Raw genomic sequence first — 22,185 nt, 5'->3', positions numbered from 1 at the left:
TTTGTTTGTTATTCATTCGTCTGACGACGCCTTTTAAAGCGCCAGAAGGCAGCAGCGCCCGCGGCGGCAAAAAGCACCCAGGGTGCCGCCCACAAAAGAGCCGTGCCGCCCGTTAAAGCCGGGTCGTAGCGGATCTGTTCACCGTAGCGAGCCGTGAAAAACGCGAGGATTTCTTCCCGGGTTTTGCCTTCGGCAAGCTGCTTATAGATTTCGGCCTTCAGTTCCCCGGCAATCGAGCTTTCGCTTTCAAAAAGCGTGTAGTTGGCGCTTGCCGGATCTCTGAGTTCCTTGGAAATCGCAATGGCAAGGTTTCGCCTTTGTCTGCCGGGGTCTTCGGCCCGTGCCGTCATGCACGCGAAAATTCCAGCCGCAAGCACTGTCCGTCGTTTCACTTTTGAGTCTCCTTACGGCGCCGTCCGATATACGCCAGGGGCAGCGAGAGAAGCATCAGAAGCGCCCCCGCCCAAAGCCAGCTCACCAGGGGCTTGATGCTGATTCTCACCAGGTATTCGCCGTTACCGAGTTCGTTACCGAGCGACACATAAATGTCGCGCCAGAGGCCGTGCCGGATCCCTGCCGCCGTCATTTCCATGCCGTTAGTCGTGAAGGTCTGACGCTGGGGCCGCAAGGTAAACTGCACCTCTTCTTTCTCATTCATCACAAGTATCTGCGCTTCTTTTGCGCGGTAGTTGCGGGTGACGACGTCCTTTGTTTCATCGTAGACAAAGATAAGGTCGGCAATGGGTTTTCCGAGCCCCGGCCCCATTCTCAGAAGGTTTTCCGTTTCGTAGTTTGAGGTCCCGGTGGCCCCCGCCATGCTCACCGCAAGCCCTAGATGCGCAATAACGGCAGCAGCGCTGATGCTGCGTTTTGCTGCGGCCCCTAGGGCGGTAGATGCCACCCAGAAGGCCCCTGCAAACCCGAGCACCGTAAGAACCAGGTCTGAGGGCTTAAAAAGGGCGGCGATTGCTGCAGCTGCCGCCAGTGAAAGAACAGCCGCACAGACAGAGAACAGGCGCGGAAGTTTTGCCGCCTGCACCACGCCGATCAAAACGGCCGCGGCAATCGTCATCGGGGCAAAAAAGGCGTTGAAGTAAGGCGCCCCCACGGATATTTTTCCGAGCGCGAAGAGGTCATAAATCAGGGGATAAAGCGTGCCGATCAAGACGCTTGCGGCTGCCGCAATCGTAAGATAAATCCCGGCGGTCACCGTAAAGTAAAAGACGCCGCCCGGGCTGCCTTGAGCCTCTGCCTCATGTTTCGTGAACCCTTCAATCCGTGCGGCGTACAGCACAAAAGCCGGCACCAGAAGCACCACGCTCAGAATCAGTAGTGCCGCACCGCGCGCGGGATCAGCGGCAAAGGCATGCACCGACTGAACGATGCCGGAACGGACCATAAAGGAGCCGAAAAGACAGAGCGCAAAGGAAATGAGCGCGAGAAAAACCGTAAGCCGGAATGTCCCGGTTTTCTGAAGAACAAAGGCGTGCAGCATCGCCGTGGTCACAAGCCACGGAATAAAGGACGCATTTTCCACGGGATCCCAGAACCACCAGCCGCCCCAGCCGAGTTCGGTGTAGGCCCACCAGCTGCCCAAAGCGTTGCCTGCGGTGAGAAACGCCCAGGTCACAAAGACAAGCCCTCTGAGGAAACGGCGTCTTGCCGCATCAGCCGAGCCCGTCATCAGAAGCGCCGCCACCACGGCAAACACAATCGTAAGGCCCGCGTATCCTGCAAACAGAAGCGGCGGATGCACGATCATCCCGACGTCCTGCAAAATGGGATTGAGGTCTCTGCCTTCTTTGGGAACGAGCGGCAGAAGCCGCGCAAAAGGGTTTGAAGTAAACAGCGAAAAAAGAGAAAAAGCCGCGAGCACAGCAGAGCTCACCGCCGCGGTTGCGGCTTTCAAAAGGGCGTCTTTGGGCGCGCAAAAAAGTGCCGTTGCCGCAGCCGCCGCAATCATGTCAATCCACAGCAGAAACGACCCTTCGTGACTGCCCCAGAAGGCGGCAAACTTATAGACAGGAGCAAGCGCACTGTTGGAATTCTGCGCAACGTAGGCAACCGAAAAATCATCGGTGAGAAAGCTCACCGTCAGGCAGATGCTTGCCGCAAAAAAAGAGATCACGGCCGAGGTGAGCCCTGCCCGCCAGAAGTCACGGGCAAAGACATTGCCTTTGGCAACACCGTAAAAACAAAAGACGGCCGTGACAAGCGCTGCCGCTGCCGCCGCCGTCAGAAAAAAGAGACCAAGCTCAGGAATCACCGTGTTTCTCCTGCTGCGGCAAGGCTTACGGCCTGCGCGCAAAACGAGTCTTCATTGTGCCCGAAAAGTCCTTCTGCGGCCTTAACACACGTCATTTCTCAGGCTCCTTGCGCGCCCCGGCCTCAGGCCTGACGGCCAGCGCCGCGTAGTCGGTAATCCCCTTGCCGCTGTCAATTGCCAGGCCTGCGGCGATTCTTCTGAGCAGAAACACCACGGGGCTGTCCATCAAAAAGCGCGCTTCCGGATAGAGCCAAAAGAGGCGGTCCAGGGAATCATTGGGCTGGTACGGGGCATCGGCCACACCGTCCCCGTCCAGATCCCAGACGCTGCCCGCACCCCAGTAGTTGCCGCGCCCGTTATCGCTCCAGGTAAGGGGTCTCTTCCCGATATAGCGCACCTGTGTGCGGTTGTCGTCGATGACGTTTCCGAGCACGGTGCTCCCCTCGCCCCCCAGGGCAATGTCAATACCGATGTCGCTTGTCTCAAAGCGGTTGCTGAGAATCCGGTTGACGCCCGCGCCGTAGATAAAAAGGCCCTTACCTTCCGTATTGAGGGCACTTTTGGCCCGCGGGTTGTGCGTGCGTGTCACGGTGTTGTTTTCAACGAGGCACCCGTTGCTTTCATTTAAAAGAATCCCGAACTCCACGGCACGGTCCGTGACGTTGCCGGTAACAACGGAATTTCTGGAACTCATCACCGCAACGCCCCCGATCACGGCTTCGCTTTTGTTTCCCTGCGCCCTGTCGTTTTTGGTGTACATAAAATGCACACCGTACTGCAGGCCCGCAAAGTCATTGTCATTGACCGTGCAGCCGTCGGTGCTTTCCAGGTAAACGCCGTCACGCGTGTAGCGCATGGTGTTGCCGCGGATCACGGCGCCCCCGGTGCTTTTTACGTACACCCCGTCGCCGCGGTCAAGGACGTGTTCGCTCTTTTCGCCCGTGATCACTGAATTCTGAACCGTAAGGCGTGAGACCCCTTCGGCATACACGCCGAACCCGGGGCCTGTGACCGTAACGCCCGTAATCGTGATGTCGTGAGCAAACTTACGGATATGAATACCCGCGTCCTGCGAGAGGATTTCGCGCCCGAACCCGGTGACCGTAAGCCCCGTGAGCTTCACGTCAGAGGCAAGAATCTTAATGGTGCTCCCGGTGCCGCGTCCTCGGATTTCAGCGCCCGTTTCCGCGCGGATATCGACGCTTTTGGCTATCACCCAGGGGCCTTTGTAAACGCCCTTACTAAGGTAGAGGCACCCCCCGCGGGGGACAGAGGAAAGCGCCCGGGAAAGCGCTGTTTCCGGTGTTATGACGGTGCAGACCGTGCCGTCTGCGGCGGTAATTGCCGGCGCACTTTGAGCGGACGCCAAGACCGGCAGCATGAGTAACACCGCCGATGCCGCCGCCCGTTTGAGTTTTGCCGGAAAGACCACTGCCGCACCCGAAAAATGATTTGAAAAAGGTACAAAAAAGGCGCCTTTGCACAAACACACTGCACAACCGGCGCCTTACCCGCGTTTCCGCCGTACACCGGAAGTTTCCGAGTGTACGGCAAAAACAGTTCTGACACGATGCTCTAGAGCACGAATGTCTGACCGGCGTAGAGGATGAACACACGCAGGCACATCATGCCGCAGATGCTCGCCAGAGCGCCCAGACAGAAGGCACCGGCCGATTTTCCGAAGCTCGCGATCAAGGGCAGGACAAAGCCCACACCGATCACGCCGCACCAGAAAAGCGTGGCCCACGTTCCGGTCGTGAAGGCCGCAGCCGCAAGCTGCTGACCTTCGTTGCCGAGCACCATCGCCATCGCGATCATGAAGATGCAGAAAAGTTCTGCGGCCATGATCGGATATTCGGCGCGGTGCAGCACGTGCATATCGCAGCCTTCATGCTTTTCACCGAAGCACACCACGGCAAACAAACGCGCCGCAGCAGCACCGGCAGAAAGCCCGGAAGCCACAAAAAGCCCCGGCAGCACGGCGGTGTTCATGAGCGGGAAGCGCACCAGTGCGGAAATGAGGAAACCCGTGTAGGCGCAGATCGTAAGCGCCAGGATCAGAACGATCCAGTACAGGGGCTTTCTCACGCCGTCAATGGCAGCGATGAGGCCCGACAACGCCGGGCAGCACTTCGGCCCGAACGCCATGAGCATCAGGATGAAGGTGAGCGGAATGTATGCAATGAGCGCAATCACGCCCAGACTCATCACTGAAGTCAGGTTGTAGTTGATGAGAATGCGCCAGAAGGCGAGAGGCTTGGTAAGGTCAGCCACAAGGCAGACCATGCCGAGCGCGATCGTCACGAAGGCCACCATCGAGGCGGACTTCAGAAGCGGCGTATTTTCATAGTTACCCTTAAACAGGTTCACCAGCAGCGCAATTGCCATTGCACCGCCCGAGATACCTGCCAGGAAGAGATACACGGCAATGGGCCAGGGCCATTGAATGCCGTGGCTTAAGCCGATGGTAAAGTTCAAGCTCGCTTCCATTTCTTACACTCCCAGTTTTACGATCGGGATGTAGCGCAGGACCGGATCAGTGCCCAGTTCAGGCTTGATGCGCACGCTGTCCTTCACCTTCAACAGGCGACTCACGTACGATTTCTCGTCGCTTGCGTCGCCGAAAATCAGGGCATCGTACTTGCAGCTTTCCACGCAGCCCGGGGTCTGATTCTTCTTCAGACGGCTGTCGAGGCAGAAGTTGCAGTTGTCGGCTGCCTTGGTCTTTTCATTGATGAAGCGGACGTTGTACGGGCAGGCCACGATACAGTACTTGCAGCCGATGCACTTGTCCGGATTCATCGTCACGATGCCGGTTTCGGGATCGCGGTGCGCTGCGCCCGTCGGACAAACCTTCACGCACGGTGCATCCTGACACTGCTGGCAGGACACACGCACGTAACGGCGGTCGTAGGCGTAGCCGCGCGGTGCGTCTTCCTTCGGGCACTGTGCCGTGCCGTCGGTGCCGCAGGTAAACTGCAGCGCCAGGCGCGACTGGCCTTTCGGTAATTCATTTACTTTGGTGCAGGCGTCCTTGCAGTCGCCGCAGCCCACGCACTTGTTCTGGTCAAAGACCATCACGTACTTGGGCTTACCTTTGGCTGCTGCGCCCGAACCGTTGCTGCTGCACCCGCCTGTCTGAAGCAGGAGCAGTGCGCCGCCTAATCCGGCTCCGGCGAGAAGCTTTCTCCTGTCAATCTTTTCGCTCACGATATTCTCCAAGGGGTATGTATTTTTCTTCAGTTGTTCTTTCACCTGTAACCAGAAAGAAACGTCTGAAAAATACGTCTCCCGCTGATTCGTTTCGTCTTATCGGGTCATCCGGCTGCGGGCGTTGGCGACGGCGTTTTCAAGTGCCGCGCGCTGGCCTGCCGCCGCTCCCGAACGGATCAGAAACTCCCACTCATCGATTGCCTTCTGATAGTTCCCGGTAAGAAACGCATCGTTGGCAATCAAAAGCCGGATTTCCACGTTGTAGGGGTTGGCGCGAAGCAGCCTTTCGGTGAGGACTCTGACTTCCGGGCCGAACCTGCGTCCGTCCCTGTAGTAAAGCGCCTGCGCCTTCAATGACAAGAGTTCCTGCGTTTCGCCGCAGAGGGTGACGGCGGCATCCAGTGTGTCAACCGCATCCTTATAAAGTCCTGCCGCGTAATAAGACTGCGCAAGTTTCATCTGCGCGGCCTCATTTTCCGGATCAGCCTTCACGGCGCGGCGGGCTTCGGTGATGCGGGCAGCAAGCTGCCAGTCCGTAAACTCGTCGACTTCACGGGTGTCCCAGTCCGAAAAACGGCCCAGAAACCCGTAGCCTGCGGCTGAAAGCACAAGGATGGAAACCACCGCAAGTACCGTCAGAACTTTTGCGCGGGCCGCCCCGGGCGTATGTGAAAACCGTACGCCGTAGGCAGTGCACAGCCCCGCCGGCACCAAAGCCGCCAAAGCAAGCCCCCACGCCAGTGTTGTCATTGATTCGGTTCCTTTTTGCTTACCCGGTGCGTCTTTTATGTACGCACCCAACGTTTTTCCGTCGGGGTGATGCAAAGCGAGGGAAAAAATCCGAGAGGCATTACATGCCACTCATTCCCATGCCTTTCATCATGCCCTGATGTCCTTTGACTTTTTCAACCTTGAGCAGCTCAACTTCAAAAATCAGTGTGGATTCCGGAGGAATCTGCGCAATACCGTCGGAGCCGTACGCAAGTTTTGCCGGCATGACAAAACGGTACTTGCTGCCTTCCTTCATGAGCTTTAATCCCTCTTCAAAACCGGGGACCACGCTCATCACGACAAAGCGCTGCGGGCCTCTCTGGGCGGTCGAGTCAAAGACCGTCCCGTCAATGAGCCTGCCTTCGTAATTGACCGTCACAACGTCAGCCGTTGTGGGAAGCGCACCCTTACCCTGCTTGAGCACTTCATACTGAAGACCGGACTCAGTGGTCACGACGCCCTTTTTCTTGGCGTTTTTTTCAAGGTAGGCCTTGCCGTCAGCCGCGTTTTTCGCGCGCGCCTTTTCAACGGCCTTCTCTTCAAGCTTGTTTAAAACATCCTGGCGCTTGTTGAGTTCCTTGATGATGTCGTCGACTGAAAGCTTCGACTTATTCTGCAGCGCATCGTTAAAGCCCTGCAGAACGAGCTTTTTATCAGTCTTTACACCGAGCGCTTCCTGCTTCATGATCTGCGCGGCGATGTAGTTGGCGACAGAAGCCCCCATACTGTAAGACTCACGCTCTTCACTCGTTTTGAGCTCAGCCGCCGTAACGGAGTGAGCCGCAAACGCGAGAATCACGGCGAGTGCAGGCAGGGTTTTCTTAAGGGTCAGCATAATTCAGAGTGTTCCTGTGGTTACGGTGCCGTCCTCACGAGACATTCGTTTCGGACAGTCTTTTTGTTCCGGTTATCAAGAAAAATCACGCGTGTCTTACGGACGTTCCGTGGCGCGGCCCGAAAGTTTCCACCCGTAGATGCCGTCGGGCATTTGGCGGACCTGCGTGTAGCCGAGTCTGATCACCTGACGGGCTGCGTTCTCGCTGCTTTCGCACAGGCGGTTGGCGCAGTAAAAAACCATCGGGGTGTTCTTGTCGGCGGGCAGCAGTTTCTTCCAGTCCTGCACGTTGAAAAACGTTGCCCCCGGGATAAACCCGTCGGCCCAGATTTCCAGCGTGTTGACGTCGTAGAACTTCCAGCCTTTGCTTTTGAGAACTTCCGCCTCGGGGATCGAGATCTGGATGAGGTCTTCCTTATAAACAGGGGCCTCAACCATGGGACCGTCACCGCCGGCAAGCGCTGCTCCGGCAAGGAGCATTCCTGCGGCAAATCCGAGACAGACAAACGTTTTCTTCATGATGTTGTGATTCTTTTCAGTTTCGCCCTAAGCTGCCGCCGGGGGTGTCCCGGCGGCAGCAACCTCAGGGATTTCTTCGCAAGTTACTTCGAAGCAGTCGTCTTCGTCTTCACAAACTCACCCTTGTCGAGGATTGCCTGAGCCTGGTTGACATAGGCCTTGGCCGTTTCCACGCGCTTGGCGAGGTAGTGAGGAGCGTGAACACCCCAGGAACCGTCCTTCTTGATCTGCCGGGCGATTTCTTCAGCCTTGTCGATGAGCATGAGCACTTCGGTCTTGGCTTCGGGGGTGAGCTTCGTGATTTCAAGAAGCTTGTTCACACGGTCGAGGGACTGCGTCACAACCTTGTAGCCGTCCTTAACCGGGTTCTGCCACTTCATGACTTCACCGTAGATGACCTTCTGGTCGGAGTACTGCAGGCCCTTCTCGAGTTCAGACATGAACACGGAGTGGCAGCCCTTGCCTTCGACAACCTGAACTTCAGCGTTGGCGGTACGCGCGCAGCTCCACATCAGGTCGAGGTAGCCGTGGCCTTCTTCGTCCTTAGCCATTCTCCAGCCCTTGGAGTTCGAAGCACGGGACTGACCGGCAGCCGGGTTCATCATCTTGGCGGTCGGATCAACCTTAATGTTCCAGACGTGAGAACGACGCACGGCGTCAAAGCCCGCGAAGTCAGGACGCTGGATGGCCGTGAAGTTTTCGCAGCTCATCGTAAACGGCATATGGCAGCCGATGCAGTCGATCTTCTTGTGGGTGTCGGTCATCGCAACCACGTCAGCCTGATCCTTGTGGCAGTCCTGGCAGGTCTTGCGGATGGCAGGCTTGGTGTAGTAGGACTTCCAGTCGTTGGACGTGATTTCATGCGGATCGTGGCAGGTCACGCAGCGCATGCCCTTTTCGTAGTGCTTGGACATCATGAGCTGAGAGCCTTCCGTACCGCAGGAGGGGCAGGAGCTCTTTGTCTTGATGTTAAAGCCCGTTTCGATCTTCTTCACGCCTTCCTTGGTGGTGACAACGTCTTCTTCAATGAAGTTGGAGCGCTGGTGGCAGCGTTCGCAGTTCGTTTCAAAGCCGTTACTGGCAGCGCCCACAAGGTGGCCGCCCGCACCGTGGCATTCTTCGCAGGCAATACCCTTGGAAATCGTGTGCTTCTGAAGTTCCTTCGGATTGCCGAGAGCCTTGAAGAACTCTTCCTTGTTCTTAAAGTCGAACTTGAAGGAGTGGCAGACTTCGCAGTAGGAGGTTGCCGGCTGGAAGAGGAACTGCTTCTCGAAAGAAGCACCGTAGGAGGTCATACCCCACTGGTGAGAGGCCGAGCCGCCCATTTCCTTCATCGTGGTCGGGAAGTCAGGAATCACCTTCTTGATTTCCTTGGCGCGTTCGGGGCTTAACCAGGAAGCCCAGCCGCGGGAGAACTGGTTGCCGCCGGCAACGATCGTACCCGTGCCGTCACGGAGCAGCCCGCCGCGGACGTGGTAGGAGCCGCGGGCAAGCCAGGCGTCGATGTAGCCGTACTTCGTGCGCGGCGTACCGACCGTGGCGTAGATCACGTCAGGCGTGATGCCGTCGGCAAGAATCGAAGCGTCAGAACCGTAGAGCTTCTTTTTGAGGTCGTTGTTGACTTCGGGGTGTTCGCCCGGGAAGCGGATCGTCTGAGCATGACGGCTTCTCTTCCACTTTTCGTACTGAACCGCGTGGCAGGAGCCGCACTTTTCAGGACCCACGAACTTATTGGGGAAGTCAAGAATCGAGGTCTGAGGCAGACGGTACTGCGAGGCCGACGGACGGGCGCCGGGCTGCAGAGCCGAGTACTTCTTGGCGTTGCCTTCACCGAGGTATTCGGAACCGCGGGTGGAGACCTTGTACATACCGATCACACGGCCCTCTTCAGCGTACTTAAAGAGGGGGTGATGCTTAAAGAGGTAGTCAAAAAGTTCTTTTTCCTGGACGATGTAGTCCTGCAGCGTACGCACACCCTTGGTGGGCTCGGTGAGATCAGGGTTGTCCCAGATCTTCTGAGTGGTCGCATTGACATGCGGATTGCCGTCGCCCGGGGCCGGTGCAGCCTGCACTGTACCGACAGCAGCTAAAGCAGCTGTGCAAAACAGAGCGCTGAGCGCTGTTCTGACGGTTGTTGTTTGCATTATGTTTCTCCTTGAGGTTTTCGACAGTTCACTTGTGGTGTACGTGCCAAAAATTGGTCGCACGAATACCCTTACGGGCCGCACTCCCACAGCAAAGATTACGTGAAGCTGAAATCCCCGGAAAAACTCTTTGTCTTAATGTTGCCTTAATACAACCACTGCTTTTCACCCATTCGCATTTGACTTTTGTCAAAAAATTAAAGTCTCTCGACTCTATATATACGTATTAACCCGATACCCTTTCATATGTTTTTCATTATCCGAAAGAATTAAGCCTGGTGTAAGACAGATGAATGAGAAACATTCTCAACAACCCTTTCAGGCCGCCCCTTTTGGGTGCGGAAAGTACCGTTTCTTAAATATGTAACTAAATGTTAGCTCAGGATAATTTTTACAACACCTTTTATGTTTTTTAAATGCTCCGCCTTTTTCTGTTGTCTGGAAAAACGCGTGTAAAAAAGCCGCCCGATTGTGCACCGGACGGCTTTTTTGTTTATGCAGGGCTCAAAATATTCAGAACTTACGCCCGCTTTTCAAGAACGGCCACGGCCGGAAGGACCTTGCCTTCCAGAAATTCGAGGAAGGCGCCGCCGCCGGTGGAAATGTAAGAAAGCTTATCGGCCATCTTGTACTTTTCAACGGCAGCGACCGTATCACCGCCCCCGGCAATTGAAAAAGCGCCCTTGGCGGTAGCCGCCGCGACGGCTTTGGCAAGTTCCTCCGTGCCGTGGGCAAAAGGTTCCATTTCAAAGACCCCCACAGGGCCGTTCCAGACCACGGTACCGGCATCAGCGATGAGCTTGGCAATCGCCTGAGCCGACTCAGGACCGACGTCCAGGATCATTTCATCTTCAGCAACGTCTTCGACGCGGCAGGTTCTTCTCGGCGCATCCTCGCTGAAAGCCTTTGCCACCACGACGTCCGTGGGAAGCGGCAGCACCGCGCCTTTTTCCGCGAGCGTTGAGAGCACCTTTTTGCATTCATCGACGAGCTCGGGTTCAGCCAAGGACTTGCCGATGGGTTTTCCGGCCGCAAGAAGGAACGTATTGGCAATACCCCCGCCCACAATGAGGCGATCCACCTTCTGCGCGAGGTTATTGAGAATGGTGAGTTTCGTGGAAACCTTGGAGCCCCCAACAACGGCCGCCAGCGGGTGCTTGGCGTCAGCCACGGCTTTTGTGAGCGCATCGATTTCAGCGGCCATCAGGGGACCGGCGCAGGCAACGGCCGCGAGTTCAGCAACGCCCGCTGTGGAGGCCTGGGCGCGGTGCGCGGTACCGAAGGCGTCGTTCACAAACACATCACAGAGCGCCGCATACTTTTTCGCGAGTTCCGGATCGTTTTTCTTTTCACCCTTGTTAGAGCGGCAGTTTTCAAGCATCACCACTTCGCCCGGCTTCACACCAACGCCGTCAAGATAGTTTTTCACAAGGCGGATGGGCTGCCCCACGAGCTCACTCATACGCACAGCCACGCCGGCCAAGCTGTCTTCGGGCTTGAGTTCCCCTTCGGTGGGACGCCCGAGGTGGCTCATGACGAGCACGGCGGCGCCGGCGTCAAGCGCAAGGCGGATTGCCGGGACGCTCGCCACAAGGCGCGCTTCGTTGGTAATACGGCCTTCATCGTCTCTCGGCACATTAAGGTCACTGCGGATCAGAACACGTTTGCCGTTTAAGGCGCCGGCCTTGGCGAGGTTTTCCAAAGTCTTCACATGCATGGAGGATGCTCCCGAAATAAGCTAAAAAACGGATATTGAAATGCGTTGACAAAGAGAATCCGCACTGCCGGTTGTCTCGGTCAATGCGGATTCTTCATAGTGTGACTGCGGCGGTTACTTGGCTGCCATCATGGCAACGGCGTTATCGAGCATACGGCAGGAGAAAGCCCATTCGTTGTCGTACCAGCTCGAGACCTTCACGAGGCGTCCGCCCGAGACCTTCGTAAGCGTCGAATCAAAGACGGAAGAATGCGGGTCGTGATTAAAGTCGGTGGAGACAAGGGGAAGCTCGTTAAAGCCCAAAACACCCTTAAATTTCGGGTTCACCGCGGCATCACGCATGATCTGATTGACGGCTTCCACGCTCGTTTCGGTCTTGGCGATAAAGGTGAGGTCTACAAAACTCACATTGATCGTGGGCACGCGCACCGCGTAGCCGTCCAAAAGGCCGTTTAATTCCGGCAGCACAAGACCCACGGCCTTCGCAGCCCCGGTCTTGGTGGGAATCATCGACATGGCGGCCGCGCGGGCACGGCGCATGTCCTTGTGGTAGACGTCGGTGACGTTCTGATCGTTCGTGTAGGAGTGAATCGTGGTCATCAGACCGCGCTCGATTCCCACCGTGTCGTTTAACGCCTTTGCCAGGGGCGCAAGGCAGTTGGTAGTGCAGCTTGCGTTGGAGACAACCTGCATGGCAGAGGTGAGGATGCTGTCGTTCACACCGTACACAACCGTGGCGTCCACTTCCTTACCCGGTGCGGAGATGAGCACTTTCTTGGCGCCCTGTTCGATGTGCATCATGGCCTTGTCTTTGTGCGTAAAGGCCCCCGTGCATTCAAGCACCACGTCCACGTCAAGTTCGCCCCACGGAATTTCCTTCGGATCACGGGTAGAGAACATACGGATACGGTCGCCGTTGACGGTCATCCAGTCCGGGCCTTCGGTCTTTACTTCCGCGGCAAAGCGCCCGTGCACCGTGTCGTAGCGCAACAGGTGCGCATTGATTTCATCGTCACCCGGGGTATTCACCGCCACAATCTCAAGGTCACGGCTCTTTCCGTCCTCGTAGTGAGCACGCAGCACATTGCGGCCGATACGTCCGAAACCGTTGATCGCTACACGAATCGTCATTTGTCTTAGTCCTTAAGTGTTGGGGTGAAATGGGTTATTCCTTGCGGCCGGCGAGCGCACGGGCCTTCTTAACGGCGTTTTCAACCGTAAAGCCGAAGTGCGGCCAAAGCACCTTTGCCGGAGCCGACTCGCCGAACGTGTCGATGCCGATCACGTCGCCGTTACCGTGCATGTACTTGTACCAAAGGCCCGTCACACCGGCTTCGATTGCAAGAAGCGGAGTGCCGGCCGGGAAAATGCTTTCGCGGTAGGCCGCGTCCTGACGGTCAAAGACGTCGGCGCAGGGCACCGACACCACGCGCACCTGAATGTTCTGAGCCGTGAGAAGCTTGCGCGCTTCGACGGCAAACGGAAGTTCAGAGCCCGTCGCTGCAATGATGACTTCGGCCTTACCCGCGCCTGCCGGAGCTTCAGCCGCCACATAGGCGCCGCGGGCAATCGCGTCCGCGTCCACCTCGTCACGCTCTTCGCAGAAGGCCACGGTCTGGCGCGAGAAAATGAGCGCGCTCGGGCCGTCACGGCGTTCAAGCGCCGCGTCCCAGGCCACAATCGATTCAACGGTATCGGCCGGACGCCACACGTCAAAGCCGGGGATGAGTCTTAAGCTCGCCACGTGTTCGATCGACTGATGCGTGGGACCGTCTTCACCGAGGCCGATCGAGTCGTGCGTAAAGACAAAGATCGAACGCAGCTTCATGAGAGACGCCATTCTCAGAGCGTTTCTGGCGTAGTCCGAGAACGTCAGGAACGTTGCGCTGAACGGGATAAAGCCGCCGTAAAGAGCAATGCCGTTCTGAATACCGGCCATGCCGAACTCGCGCACACCGTAGCTGATGTGGCGGCCGAGCATGTTGTCGTGCGTGAGGCGCTCCACCCCCGTCCAGTTGGTGAGGTTCGAGCCCGTGAGGTCGGCGGAGCCGCCGAGGAGTTCCGGCAGCGACGGCGCCAGGGCGTTGAGTGCCTTCTGGCTTGCCTTACGGGTGGCAACGCTTTCCGCGGCGGCCTGAGCATTGCAAAGCGCTTCAAAAACAACGTCATCAAACCCGGCAGGAAGGTCGCCCGCCAGACGTCGCTTAAGTTCAGAGGCCAGTTCCGGATATGCCTTGGCGTAATCGGCAAACATCTTGTTCCAGGCGTCTTCCATCGCCTTACCCGCCGGACGCGCGTCCATTGCGGCGTAAACCGCCTCAGGCACTTCAAAGGGACCGTACTTCCAGCCGAGTTTGGCCTTGGTGGCCGCAATTTCTTCGTCACCCAGGGCTTCACCGTGGGCCTTTGCGGTACCGGCGCGGTTCGGGGACCCGAAGCCGATCACGGTCTTGGCGATAATCAGCGTGGGACGGTGTTCTTCAGCCTTGGCTTCGGCAATCGCCTTATCCATGGCATCGATGTCGTGGCCGTCCACCGGGCCGATCACGTTCCAGCCGTAGGCTTCAAAGCGCTTACGGGTGTCGTCGGCGAACCACCCCTTCACATTGCCGTCAATGGAAATACCGTTGTCGTCGTAAATGGCGATGAGTTTGTTAAGCCCCCAGACACCCGCCAGAGAACAGACTTCGTGGCTGATGCCTTCCATCATGCAGCCGTCACCCAAAAACACATAGGTGCGGTTGTCAATCACCGGGAACCCTTCACGGTTAAATTCCGCGGCAAGCATTTTTTCCGCAAGCGCCATACCCACGGCGTTGGCGATACCCTGTCCGAGGGGGCCCGTCGTCGTTTCAACGCCCGGGGTCACGCCCACTTCGGGGTGGCCCGGCGTTTTACTTCCCATCTGACGGAAGTTTTTGATGTCATCCATCGAGAGGTCGTAACCGGTGAGATGCAGCAGCGAATACTGCAGCATCGAGCCGTGGCCGTTGGAAAGGATGAAACGATCGCGGCCGATCCAGTGCGGGTCGGCCGGGTTGTGACGCAGATGCCGCGTCCAGAGAGCTACAGCGATATCGGCCATACCCATGGGCATGCCGGGGTGGCCGCTTTTGGCCTTTTGAACAGCATCAATGGAGAGAGCACGGACGGCGTTGGCCATCATCTGCGCGGAGACGGAATCGGACATAAAGGTCGGATAATTCTGGAAAATTTGAGAAAACTGCATCCTCAACAGATTCCGCGCGCAAGAAGCCTTCCGCTTCTAAGCAGAAAGTCTCAGTCTGCGCGGCACCTGCCTATCTTTGGTATTGTAACAAAGGATGGCCGCGCGCCCGCTTCCGGGCAGGGACTTTTTACGTGCGGCCCGTGACTTTTTCCGGACGTCGTTTTATGGCCGTTGTCGCTCGTTTTTATTCACCTCAGGAAAAACCTTTTGCCGTCGGAGAGCGTGCGCTTTTAAGCGAAAAAGCGCGCCACCACGCAGGACGCGTCATCCGCGCGGTTGCCGGTGACACCGTGGCGCTTTTTGACGGTTCGGGAGAAGTTGCCGCCGGTCCCATTGCCTTTGAAGGCAAGGATGCCTGGATTACGGTTCATAGCATTGAAAGACCGCAGACAGAAAGCCCCGCACACATGACGCTTATCCAGGCGATGGTAAGCAACGAAAAAATCGACTTTATTGTCGAAAAGGCCGTTGAAGCCGGCATTTCGCGCATCATCCTTGTGCCTGCGGCGCGAAGCGTCACCAAACTCGCGGGCGAGCGCCTTGAAAAACGCCTTACCCGCTGGAATGACATTGCAGTCGCTGCCTGTGAGCAGTGCGGCCGCAACGTGGTGCCCGTGATTGAGGCCCTTCCCTCGCTTAATACGGCGCTCACGGACGTTAAGGCGGGCTGCCGCTGGTTTATGCATCCCGGGGAATCAGACGCACTGACGGTCAAGAAGGACTGCCGCAGCTTTGCCTTTGCCGTGGGCCCTGAAGGCGGCTTTTCGCCGGAAGAAATCAAAGCGGCTCAGGAAGCGGGCTGGCAGTGCGCTGTTCTGGGCCCCCGCGTCTTACGTACGGAAACCGCGGCCTTGGCTGCCGCCTGCGCCGTCAATACCCTTTTCGGGGACTACCGCATCAGCGCGTCTTAACCTTTCGGACAAGTGCGAGGAAATCACTCCAGGTACCCGGTTTTCCGGCAAGAATCCGGTAGCTCGGGCCGGCTTGCTTTCTGAGCGTCAGAACCTTCGCCCGCTCAACCTCTCCCTGTGCGGCCAGAAGCAACCGGCTCTGTGCCACAAAGACGCGACGCGAATAGCTGCCGTCGCCGCGAAGGTTTGCCGCTCCGACGTAGTACTTGAGCGCTTTTTTCACGGTGCCCTGCTTTGTGAGGTAGTTTGCCAAAATTTCCGCTCCCACGGTCATATTGGCCCGCACGTCAAACAGGGCCTCTTTTCCGCCGTAGTCCTCAAACTTTTTGCCGTGCGCGGGAACGTGCACCTGCATGAGGCCTACGGCACCGGCTTTACTCACCGCGCGCTCGTTAAAGCCGGATTCGACCGAAATAACCGAAAGGATGAGCACCGGATCAAGGTCAAACTGTTTACCAAGCCGCACGGCTTCGTCCACAATCGTGCGGGCTTCGAGTTTGGACTTATGCCACAGCCCGGCAATGCTCTCGGTCAAGCGGATGCTGATAATGTTGATGCGCTCCTCTGTCGTGAGAAACCGCGATGGCGGCTCAACAAGGCGCTCTGCCGCCGAAACTTCTGTTTTTTGGGTCGTGACAGGTGCCGGCATCAAAAGAAGTTCAATGCCTCTCATCAGGAGAAAAAGCCCGACGGAGAGCAAAAGGAGCGCCGCAGCGGCTGCAAGCACGGCCTTTTTGCCGAGCCGCTCAAAAAGGGGCAGCGCCTTTTCTTCGATTTGTCTTAAGTCCGAAAACTGCATCAGACAGCCCGCTCACGGTGCGAGGGACGCCAAACCCAAATCAAAACGGCGATGCCGGTCAAAATGAGCGGCAGTGACAGCCACTGGCCGCGCGAAAGTCCGAGTAACCCCAAACCGAGATAGCTGTCCGGTTCCCGGAAGTACTCGACAAAAAAGCGGGCAACACCGTAGCCGATGCAAAAAAGCGCCGAAACAAACCCGCGGCCGCGGTTTTTGGCCGACGCCCACCAAAGCAGCGCAAAAAGACAGAGCCCCTCAAGCCCCGCTTCGTAAAGCTGCGAAGGATGGCGCGGGATATTGTCCCCGGTCTGCGGAAAGAGCATGGCCCAGGGCAGATCCGGCAAAGCCGCTCTCCCCCAGAGTTCTCCGTTAATAAAGTTACCGATACGGCCCGCAAAAAGTCCGAGCGGCACCAGGGGCGCCGTAAAGTCCGACACGGTCCAGAAACTTTTGCCGCGCGTGCGGGCAAACACAAGCATCGCGATGATGCAGCCGATCATGCCGCCGTGCGCGCTCATGCCGCCCTGCCAGACCTTAAAGACGTCCAGGGGATGCGAAGTAAACCAGGCCGGCTGATAAAAGAGGCAAAACCCCAGGCGCCCGCCCAGCACCACGCCGAGCACCCCGTAAAAGAGAAGATCCTCAAGGTCAGCCTTTGTCATGCCGCGCCAGGCGTCCTCTGCCCTTCTGCGCCCGAGAATGAGAAAAAGCGCAAATCCCACCAAATACATGATGCCGTACCAGTGCACGGCCACGGGACCCAACTGAACGGCCACGGGATCAAACTGCGGATGAATAAGCATGGTGTCGGCAAAAAGCGGTGAAATATCAGATGCGGGCGCAACAATACAGCATCAGCCTGATATGAGGCTTTTGCGGCCGGTCTAAAAAAGCGCCGCCCACAGACACAACGGCCGCAGACAGCGCTTCCTGATTCACAGAATTTCCCGCAGGAAGCCCGGGACTTGAGCCCCGGGAGGAATGCGGGCTTTCGAAATTTTTTTAATCTTGGCCCAAACGCAGCCAAACCATGCACATAGTTTTCGCTTAAGGTACAGCGAGGCACTGCGCAAACATACGTCTCTGCATTTTTTCTTCTCCTTTGATGTTGCCGATTCCGCCGGACACGACCGGCCGGAAACGACTATGTCCGATTTTCAGACCTTTTTCGAACTTTGTGCACAATTTCCTGCACCGGCTGAGAAAAAGAGCCTTTCAGGAAAAAGACCCGGACGACCTTTTCTCACTGTCATCAGGCGCTTAACCGAGAACCTCCCCCGCAAAAAAACACTTTTCCACTTCCCGCTCCCGCGCTAAAATCCCGTTTTCTTTCTGCCGAAGCTTCTGTTTCAGACAACAAAGTCCTCACGGACCACTACAAAGAGCCGGGCTTACGGCAGGCGTTTCAGGTTAATTACAAAAGGGTCGAACTCATGTCCGGTCATTCCAAATGGGCCAATATTCAGCATCGTAAAGGCCGTCAGGACGCCAAGCGCTCCAATCTCTGGACCAAACTGGTCCGTGAAATCATTGTTGCAGCCCGTGTGGGCGGCGGCGGAGACCCCGACATGAATTCCCGCCTGCGCCTTGCGGTCTTAAAGGCCCGTGAAGGCAATGTGCCCAAGGACACGATCAACAATGCCATTCTGAAGGGCACGGGTCAGCTTGAAGGCGTGAGCTACGAAGAAGTCCGCTACGAAGGCTACGGCATCGGCGGCGCGAGCCTTATCATCGACTGCACGACCGACAACCGCACCCGTACGGTGGCTGACGTCCGTCACATCCTTTCCAAGCACGGCGGAAACCTCGGCACCGAAGGCTCCGTTTCCTTCCAGTTCAAGCACTGCGGCGAATTCCTCTTTGCCCCGGGCACGGACGAAGACAAGGTTATGGAAACGGCTCTGGAAGCCGGTGCCGACGACGTGATGACCGCCGAAGACGGCTCGATTGAAGTGGTCTGCGACCCCGCGGCTTTTGATGCGGTTGCCAAAGCCTTTGAAACGGCCGGACTCACCCCGGTTGCCTCCGACGTCACGATGAAGCCCTTAAACGAAGTGGAATTAAAGGGCGAAGACGCCGAGAAGATGCGCCGCCTCATTGACGCACTCGAAGATCTCGACGACGTGAGCCACGTCTACACGAGCGCCGTTTTTGAAGACGAACCGGCCGAATAACCGGTTTGTTTTGCTGAAAAAGGCGACGCCTCAAAACTACGGAGCGCCGCCTTTTTTGTATCATCACTTATTGAGTTTCTTTTTTCCCTATCGGAGATAACCCATGAAAGTTCTCGTTGTCGGCAGCGGCGGCCGCGAACACGCCCTCGCCTGGCGTCTTTCTCTGGCTGACAGTGTGGATGCCGTTTTTGCCGCGCCCGGCAATCCCGGCACGGCCGCTGAAAAAGGCATCACCAATGTGGCGGTGACCGACATCGCGGAACTTGCGGCCTTTGCCAAAAAAGAAGGGATTGACCTCACGGTCGTGGGCCCGGAAGCGCCGCTCGCCAAGGGCCTCGTGAACGTTTTCCGCGCCGAAGGTCTTGCCGTTTTCGGCCCCACCAAGGAAGCCGCACAGCTTGAAAGCAGCAAGGACTTTGCCAAGGCCTTCATGAAGCGCCACGGCATTCCCACGGCCGACTACGAAACGTTTTCCGACCCGGCCGCGGCCCACGACTACATCCGCCGCAAGGGCGCTCCGATTGTGATCAAGGCCGACGGCCTGGCGGCCGGCAAGGGCGTTGTGGTCGCGATGGACGAAGAAACCGCGCACGCTGCCGTTGACGACATGCTCGAAGGCCACAAGTTTGGTGCCGCGGGCGCGCGCGTCGTGATTGAAGACTACTTGGCCGGTGAAGAAGCCAGCTTCATCGTGATGAGTGACGGCGTGCACGTTCTGCCGCTTGCCACAAGCCAGGACCACAAGCGCCTTTTGGACGCAGACCAAGGCCCCAACACGGGCGGCATGGGCGCCTACAGCCCGGCTCCCGTCGTCACCCCTGAAATTCACGCCAAGGTGATGCGGGAAATCATCGAACCCACAATCCGCGGCATGGCCGCCGACGGCATTCCCTTTACAGGGTTTCTTTATGCCGGTCTCATGATCAGTAAGGCTGCTGACGGTACGCCCACCGTGAAGACCCTGGAATTTAACTGCCGCATGGGTGACCCCGAAACGCAGCCTATCATGAGCCGCATCACCGGGGACTTTGCCAAGGTTCTCAAGGCCGCCTGCGACGGGAAGTTAAACGAAGCCGAACTCACCTGGGACAACCGCAGTGCCCTGGGGGTGGTGATTGCCGCCCGCGGCTATCCGGAACATCCGGAAAAAGGCGCCGTGATCACGGACCTTCCCTGTAACGACGCCGATCATCACCTCTTTCATGCCGGTACGGCGAAAAACGCCAAGGGTGAACTTGTCGTCGCGGGCGGCCGCGTTCTGTGCGCCGTGGGCTTGGGCGACACGCTTCATAAAGCGCATGACGCCGCCTACGAAGCTGCGCGGGAAGTGCGCTTTGACGGCATGCAGATGCGCAGTGACATCGGCTTCCGGGCGCTCGGCAAGTAAGAAAACCCACGCGGGAGTGTTTAACCGAAATACTCCCGCGGCATACACCGGTTATGTCAGTCACCTATCCGCGCGGTATCGGCCTTTTGGGCGGTACCTTTGATCCGATCCACAACGGGCATCTGGCACTGGCCCGTGAGGCACTGCGCACATTAAGGCTGCAGCGCATTGAGCTGCTTGTGGCCTCAGCGCCCTGGCAGAAAAATGTGCTCACGCCCGTGGATCTGAGGGTACGGATGGCCGAAGACGCCCTGGCGCACGAAGCCCATATGCGCGTCAACCTCACCGAGGTTTTAAGGGACGGCGCCACCTACACGATCGACACGCTCAAGGTGCTCAGAGATGAGCTCGGCCCCTCTGAGCCCCTCGTGCTGATCATCGGGTGCGATCAGTGGGCGAACTTTCATACCTGGAAGCACTGGCGCGACTTCACTGACTACTGCTCTGTTGCCGTGTGCCGCAGAGGCGGCGAAAACGCGGAGGCTGTTGCGGAAGTCTTACGCTGGGCCGAACATAAAGAGGTTGCCCCGGAACTTATCCGCAATTACGCCTGCGGAAAAATCACCCGCTTTTCGATGGTGCCGCATCTGGCCAACTCCTCCGCTATCCGCGCGACCTTTGCCCGTTTTCCCCGCACCGAAGCCTTAAAGCGCCTGCAGCATTGGCTTCCCGCCCCTGTTGCCGTTACGATTGCGCAAAAGAAAATCTACTGATGCCGCCCGGTGAGGGCGGCCTTTACTCTCTTCTCATGGATAACAACGCTTTAGTTCAACTCATTGTCGATGCGCTTGACGACGTCAAGGGTCAGGACATCCGCGTCTACGACACCACTGACAAAACAAGCGCCTTTGAGCGCGTCATCGTGGTCTCGGGCACGAGTAACCGTCAGACCCGGGCGCTTGCAATTTCGGCTGCGCGCGCCGTGAAAACGGCGGGCCTTCCCGTTCACGGGATCGAGGGTCTGGAAACGGGCGAATGGGTGCTCGTGGACTGCGGCAGCGTCATTGTGCACTGCATGCAGCCTGCGGTCCGGGACTATTACAACCTTGCGGAACTCTGGGGCCCCACTCCCATGAAGCGTCCCGCCGAACCCGCCTAAACCGCCATGCACATCACTGTTGTTGCCGTGGGCTTAAGGCAGCCTGAGTGGGCCGATGCCGCCGTCAAAGACTATCTCGGCCGTTTTCCCAAAGACTTTTCGGTGTCGGTTAAGGAAGTCAAAGCCGAGCCCCGCGCCGGACAGCCCGCCAAACGCCTTATGGAACTTGAGGCTGAACGCATCAGAAAAGCAATACCTTCGGGCGACATTGTCGTTGCCATGGATGAGCACGGCCGTGACTTCACCACCATGGACTTTGCCAAAAAGTTTGAAGGCTGGAAAAACGAAGGCTGCGGCGTGACCTTTTTAATCGGCGGCGCCGACGGACTTGATGCCGAACTCAAAAAAAGCGCCCGCATGATGTTAAGGCTTTCTTCCATGACGCTGCCGCACGCCTTTGCGCGTGTGATGCTCGTTGAGCAGATCTACCGCGTCTGGTCCATTCTGAACAACCACCCCTATCACCGCGCATAACCATGCCCAGTCTTTATCTTGCGAGCAAAAGCCCCCGCCGCCGCGAAATTCTTACGACGATGGGGGTTAAAGACTTCGAAATTCTTCCTGTGGGGAAGGCTGAGGTTCTCACGTACTGTGCGGGTGACGAAGAGCAGCTCCCCGACGAGCGCCCCGCCGACTACGTGGTGAGAACGGCAAAGGAAAAGGCCGAAGCCTGTCTTGCCGTCATCAAAAACGCCGGCAAAGCGCCCGCCCCCGTGCTTTCCGCCGACACCGTGGTGATTGCGGGCGACACGATTCTCGGAAAACCAGACGGCCGCGATGAAGCCCGTGAATTTATGCGCATTCTCTCGGGCCGCACGCATGAAGTGCGGACCGCCGTTTGTCTGGCAATGCCCTCCGGGCTGATCCGCTCCGCGGTAAGCGTTTCCAAAGTGAACTTTGCGCCGCTCACGGATGAAATCATTGAAGCCTACATCGCCACCGAGGAGCCTTACGACAAGGCAGGCGGCTACGGCATTCAGGGACTTGCGGGCCTTTTTATCCGCGAGATCACCGGCAGCTACAGCGGCATCATGGGGCTCCCGGTTTTTGAAACCGGAGCGCTTCTGCGGCCTCTGGGACTCACCGCTTTCTGACGCGGGCAAAGCCTAAAAACAAAGGCA

21 protein-coding genes are annotated in these 22,185 nt (G+C 57.5%); 7 read left to right on the top strand and 14 right to left on the bottom strand.

Annotated features, from left to right (window positions below; genetic code table 11):
* Positions 1–8: 8 nt before the first annotated feature.
* The 12 genes from BQ7486_RS09625 to tkt form a co-directional block, all read right to left on the bottom strand.
* Positions 9–392 (bottom strand): cytochrome c-type biogenesis protein, encoded by a 384-nt coding sequence (locus BQ7486_RS09625; protein WP_143183138.1) that lies wholly within the window; start codon positions 390–392, stop codon positions 9–11.
* A complete protein-coding gene (locus tag BQ7486_RS09620; RefSeq protein ID WP_074010123.1) occupies positions 389–2,266 on the bottom strand; it encodes a heme lyase CcmF/NrfE family subunit in 1,878 nt (625 codons plus the stop codon). Before BQ7486_RS09620 ends, BQ7486_RS09625 begins: the two co-directional genes overlap by 4 nt.
* A 91-nt stretch (positions 2,267–2,357) precedes the next feature.
* Positions 2,358–3,647, bottom strand: coding sequence for a nitrous oxide reductase family maturation protein NosD (gene nosD / locus BQ7486_RS09615; RefSeq protein ID WP_143183137.1), 1,290 nt, complete (start codon positions 3,645–3,647; stop codon positions 2,358–2,360).
* A gap of 194 nt (positions 3,648–3,841) precedes the next feature.
* Complete coding sequence (gene nrfD, locus BQ7486_RS09610; protein WP_074009853.1) at positions 3,842–4,756, bottom strand: NrfD/PsrC family molybdoenzyme membrane anchor subunit; 915 nt, start codon at positions 4,754–4,756, stop codon at positions 3,842–3,844.
* Positions 4,757–4,759: 3 nt separating this feature from the next.
* Positions 4,760–5,476, bottom strand: a complete 717-nt coding sequence (locus BQ7486_RS09605) for a 4Fe-4S dicluster domain-containing protein (RefSeq protein WP_022373265.1) — start codon at positions 5,474–5,476, stop codon at positions 4,760–4,762.
* 99 nt (positions 5,477–5,575) lie between these two features.
* Complete coding sequence (locus BQ7486_RS09600; protein WP_143183136.1) at positions 5,576–6,229, bottom strand: tetratricopeptide repeat protein; 654 nt, start codon at positions 6,227–6,229, stop codon at positions 5,576–5,578.
* A gap of 100 nt (positions 6,230–6,329) precedes the next feature.
* Positions 6,330–7,085, bottom strand: a complete 756-nt coding sequence (locus tag BQ7486_RS09595; RefSeq protein WP_074009851.1) for an FKBP-type peptidyl-prolyl cis-trans isomerase — start codon at positions 7,083–7,085, stop codon at positions 6,330–6,332.
* A 96-nt stretch (positions 7,086–7,181) separates the two neighbouring features.
* Positions 7,182–7,604, bottom strand: a complete 423-nt coding sequence (locus BQ7486_RS09590; RefSeq protein WP_074009850.1) for a rhodanese-like domain-containing protein — start codon at positions 7,602–7,604, stop codon at positions 7,182–7,184.
* 83 nt (positions 7,605–7,687) lie between these two features.
* A complete protein-coding gene (locus BQ7486_RS09585; RefSeq protein WP_074009849.1) occupies positions 7,688–9,748 on the bottom strand; it encodes a cytochrome c3 family protein in 2,061 nt (686 codons plus the stop codon).
* A gap of 520 nt (positions 9,749–10,268) precedes the next feature.
* Positions 10,269–11,465 carry a phosphoglycerate kinase gene (locus BQ7486_RS09580; RefSeq protein WP_074009848.1) on the bottom strand — a complete coding sequence of 399 codons (1,197 nt, stop codon included), beginning with the start codon at positions 11,463–11,465 and terminating at the stop codon, positions 10,269–10,271.
* Between the two features lie 114 nt (positions 11,466–11,579).
* On the bottom strand, positions 11,580–12,596 hold the full coding sequence (gene gap, locus BQ7486_RS09575; protein ID WP_074009847.1) for a type I glyceraldehyde-3-phosphate dehydrogenase: 1,017 nt from the start codon (positions 12,594–12,596) through the stop codon (positions 11,580–11,582).
* Between the two features lie 34 nt (positions 12,597–12,630).
* Entirely contained in the window at positions 12,631–14,655 is a 2,025-nt protein-coding gene (tkt, locus tag BQ7486_RS09570) for a transketolase (RefSeq protein WP_420865557.1), read from the bottom strand.
* A 203-nt stretch (positions 14,656–14,858) separates the two neighbouring features.
* On the opposite strand from tkt, the gene BQ7486_RS09565 reads away from it, so the two are divergent.
* Complete coding sequence (locus tag BQ7486_RS09565; protein WP_074009846.1) at positions 14,859–15,605, top strand: 16S rRNA (uracil(1498)-N(3))-methyltransferase; 747 nt, start codon at positions 14,859–14,861, stop codon at positions 15,603–15,605.
* Here the strand turns inward: BQ7486_RS09565 and BQ7486_RS09560 are convergent.
* Together BQ7486_RS09560 and lgt are read right to left on the bottom strand one after the other, a co-directional pair.
* Positions 15,592–16,404 carry a transglycosylase SLT domain-containing protein gene (locus BQ7486_RS09560; RefSeq protein WP_074009845.1) on the bottom strand — a complete coding sequence of 271 codons (813 nt, stop codon included), beginning with the start codon at positions 16,402–16,404 and terminating at the stop codon, positions 15,592–15,594. The genes BQ7486_RS09565 and BQ7486_RS09560 overlap by 14 nt on opposite strands.
* Positions 16,404–17,207, bottom strand: coding sequence for a prolipoprotein diacylglyceryl transferase (lgt, locus tag BQ7486_RS09555; protein ID WP_022373255.1), 804 nt, complete (start codon positions 17,205–17,207; stop codon positions 16,404–16,406). Before lgt ends, BQ7486_RS09560 begins: the two co-directional genes overlap by 1 nt.
* A 630-nt stretch (positions 17,208–17,837) precedes the next feature.
* Between lgt and BQ7486_RS09545 the strand changes: the two genes are divergently transcribed.
* The 6 genes from BQ7486_RS09545 (at position 17,838) to BQ7486_RS09520 (ending at position 22,158) form a co-directional block, all read left to right on the top strand.
* A complete protein-coding gene (locus BQ7486_RS09545) occupies positions 17,838–18,578 on the top strand; it encodes a YebC/PmpR family DNA-binding transcriptional regulator (RefSeq protein WP_074009843.1) in 741 nt (246 codons plus the stop codon).
* A 103-nt stretch (positions 18,579–18,681) separates the two neighbouring features.
* Positions 18,682–19,965 carry a phosphoribosylamine--glycine ligase gene (purD, locus tag BQ7486_RS09540; RefSeq protein ID WP_074009842.1) on the top strand — a complete coding sequence of 428 codons (1,284 nt, stop codon included), beginning with the start codon at positions 18,682–18,684 and terminating at the stop codon, positions 19,963–19,965.
* Positions 19,966–20,018: 53 nt separating this feature from the next.
* Positions 20,019–20,678, top strand: coding sequence for a nicotinate (nicotinamide) nucleotide adenylyltransferase (nadD, locus tag BQ7486_RS09535; RefSeq protein ID WP_074009841.1), 660 nt, complete (start codon positions 20,019–20,021; stop codon positions 20,676–20,678).
* Positions 20,678–21,064 (top strand): ribosome silencing factor, encoded by a 387-nt coding sequence (gene rsfS, locus BQ7486_RS09530; RefSeq protein WP_074009840.1) that lies wholly within the window; start codon positions 20,678–20,680, stop codon positions 21,062–21,064. The genes nadD and rsfS overlap by 1 nt, the downstream gene beginning before the upstream one ends.
* 6 nt (positions 21,065–21,070) lie before the next feature.
* Entirely contained in the window at positions 21,071–21,538 is a 468-nt protein-coding gene (rlmH, locus tag BQ7486_RS09525; protein WP_074009839.1) for a 23S rRNA (pseudouridine(1915)-N(3))-methyltransferase RlmH, read from the top strand.
* Between the two features lie 2 nt (positions 21,539–21,540).
* Complete coding sequence (locus tag BQ7486_RS09520; RefSeq protein ID WP_074009838.1) at positions 21,541–22,158, top strand: Maf family protein; 618 nt, start codon at positions 21,541–21,543, stop codon at positions 22,156–22,158.
* Positions 22,159–22,185: the final 27 nt, after the last annotated feature.

This window comes from Duodenibacillus massiliensis, from assembly GCF_900128485.1.
Classification (GTDB): domain Bacteria; phylum Pseudomonadota; class Gammaproteobacteria; order Burkholderiales; family Burkholderiaceae_F; genus Duodenibacillus; species Duodenibacillus massiliensis.
Note: the sequence above shows the minus strand (reverse complement) of the source record. Positions and strands in the feature narration are given on the sequence as shown.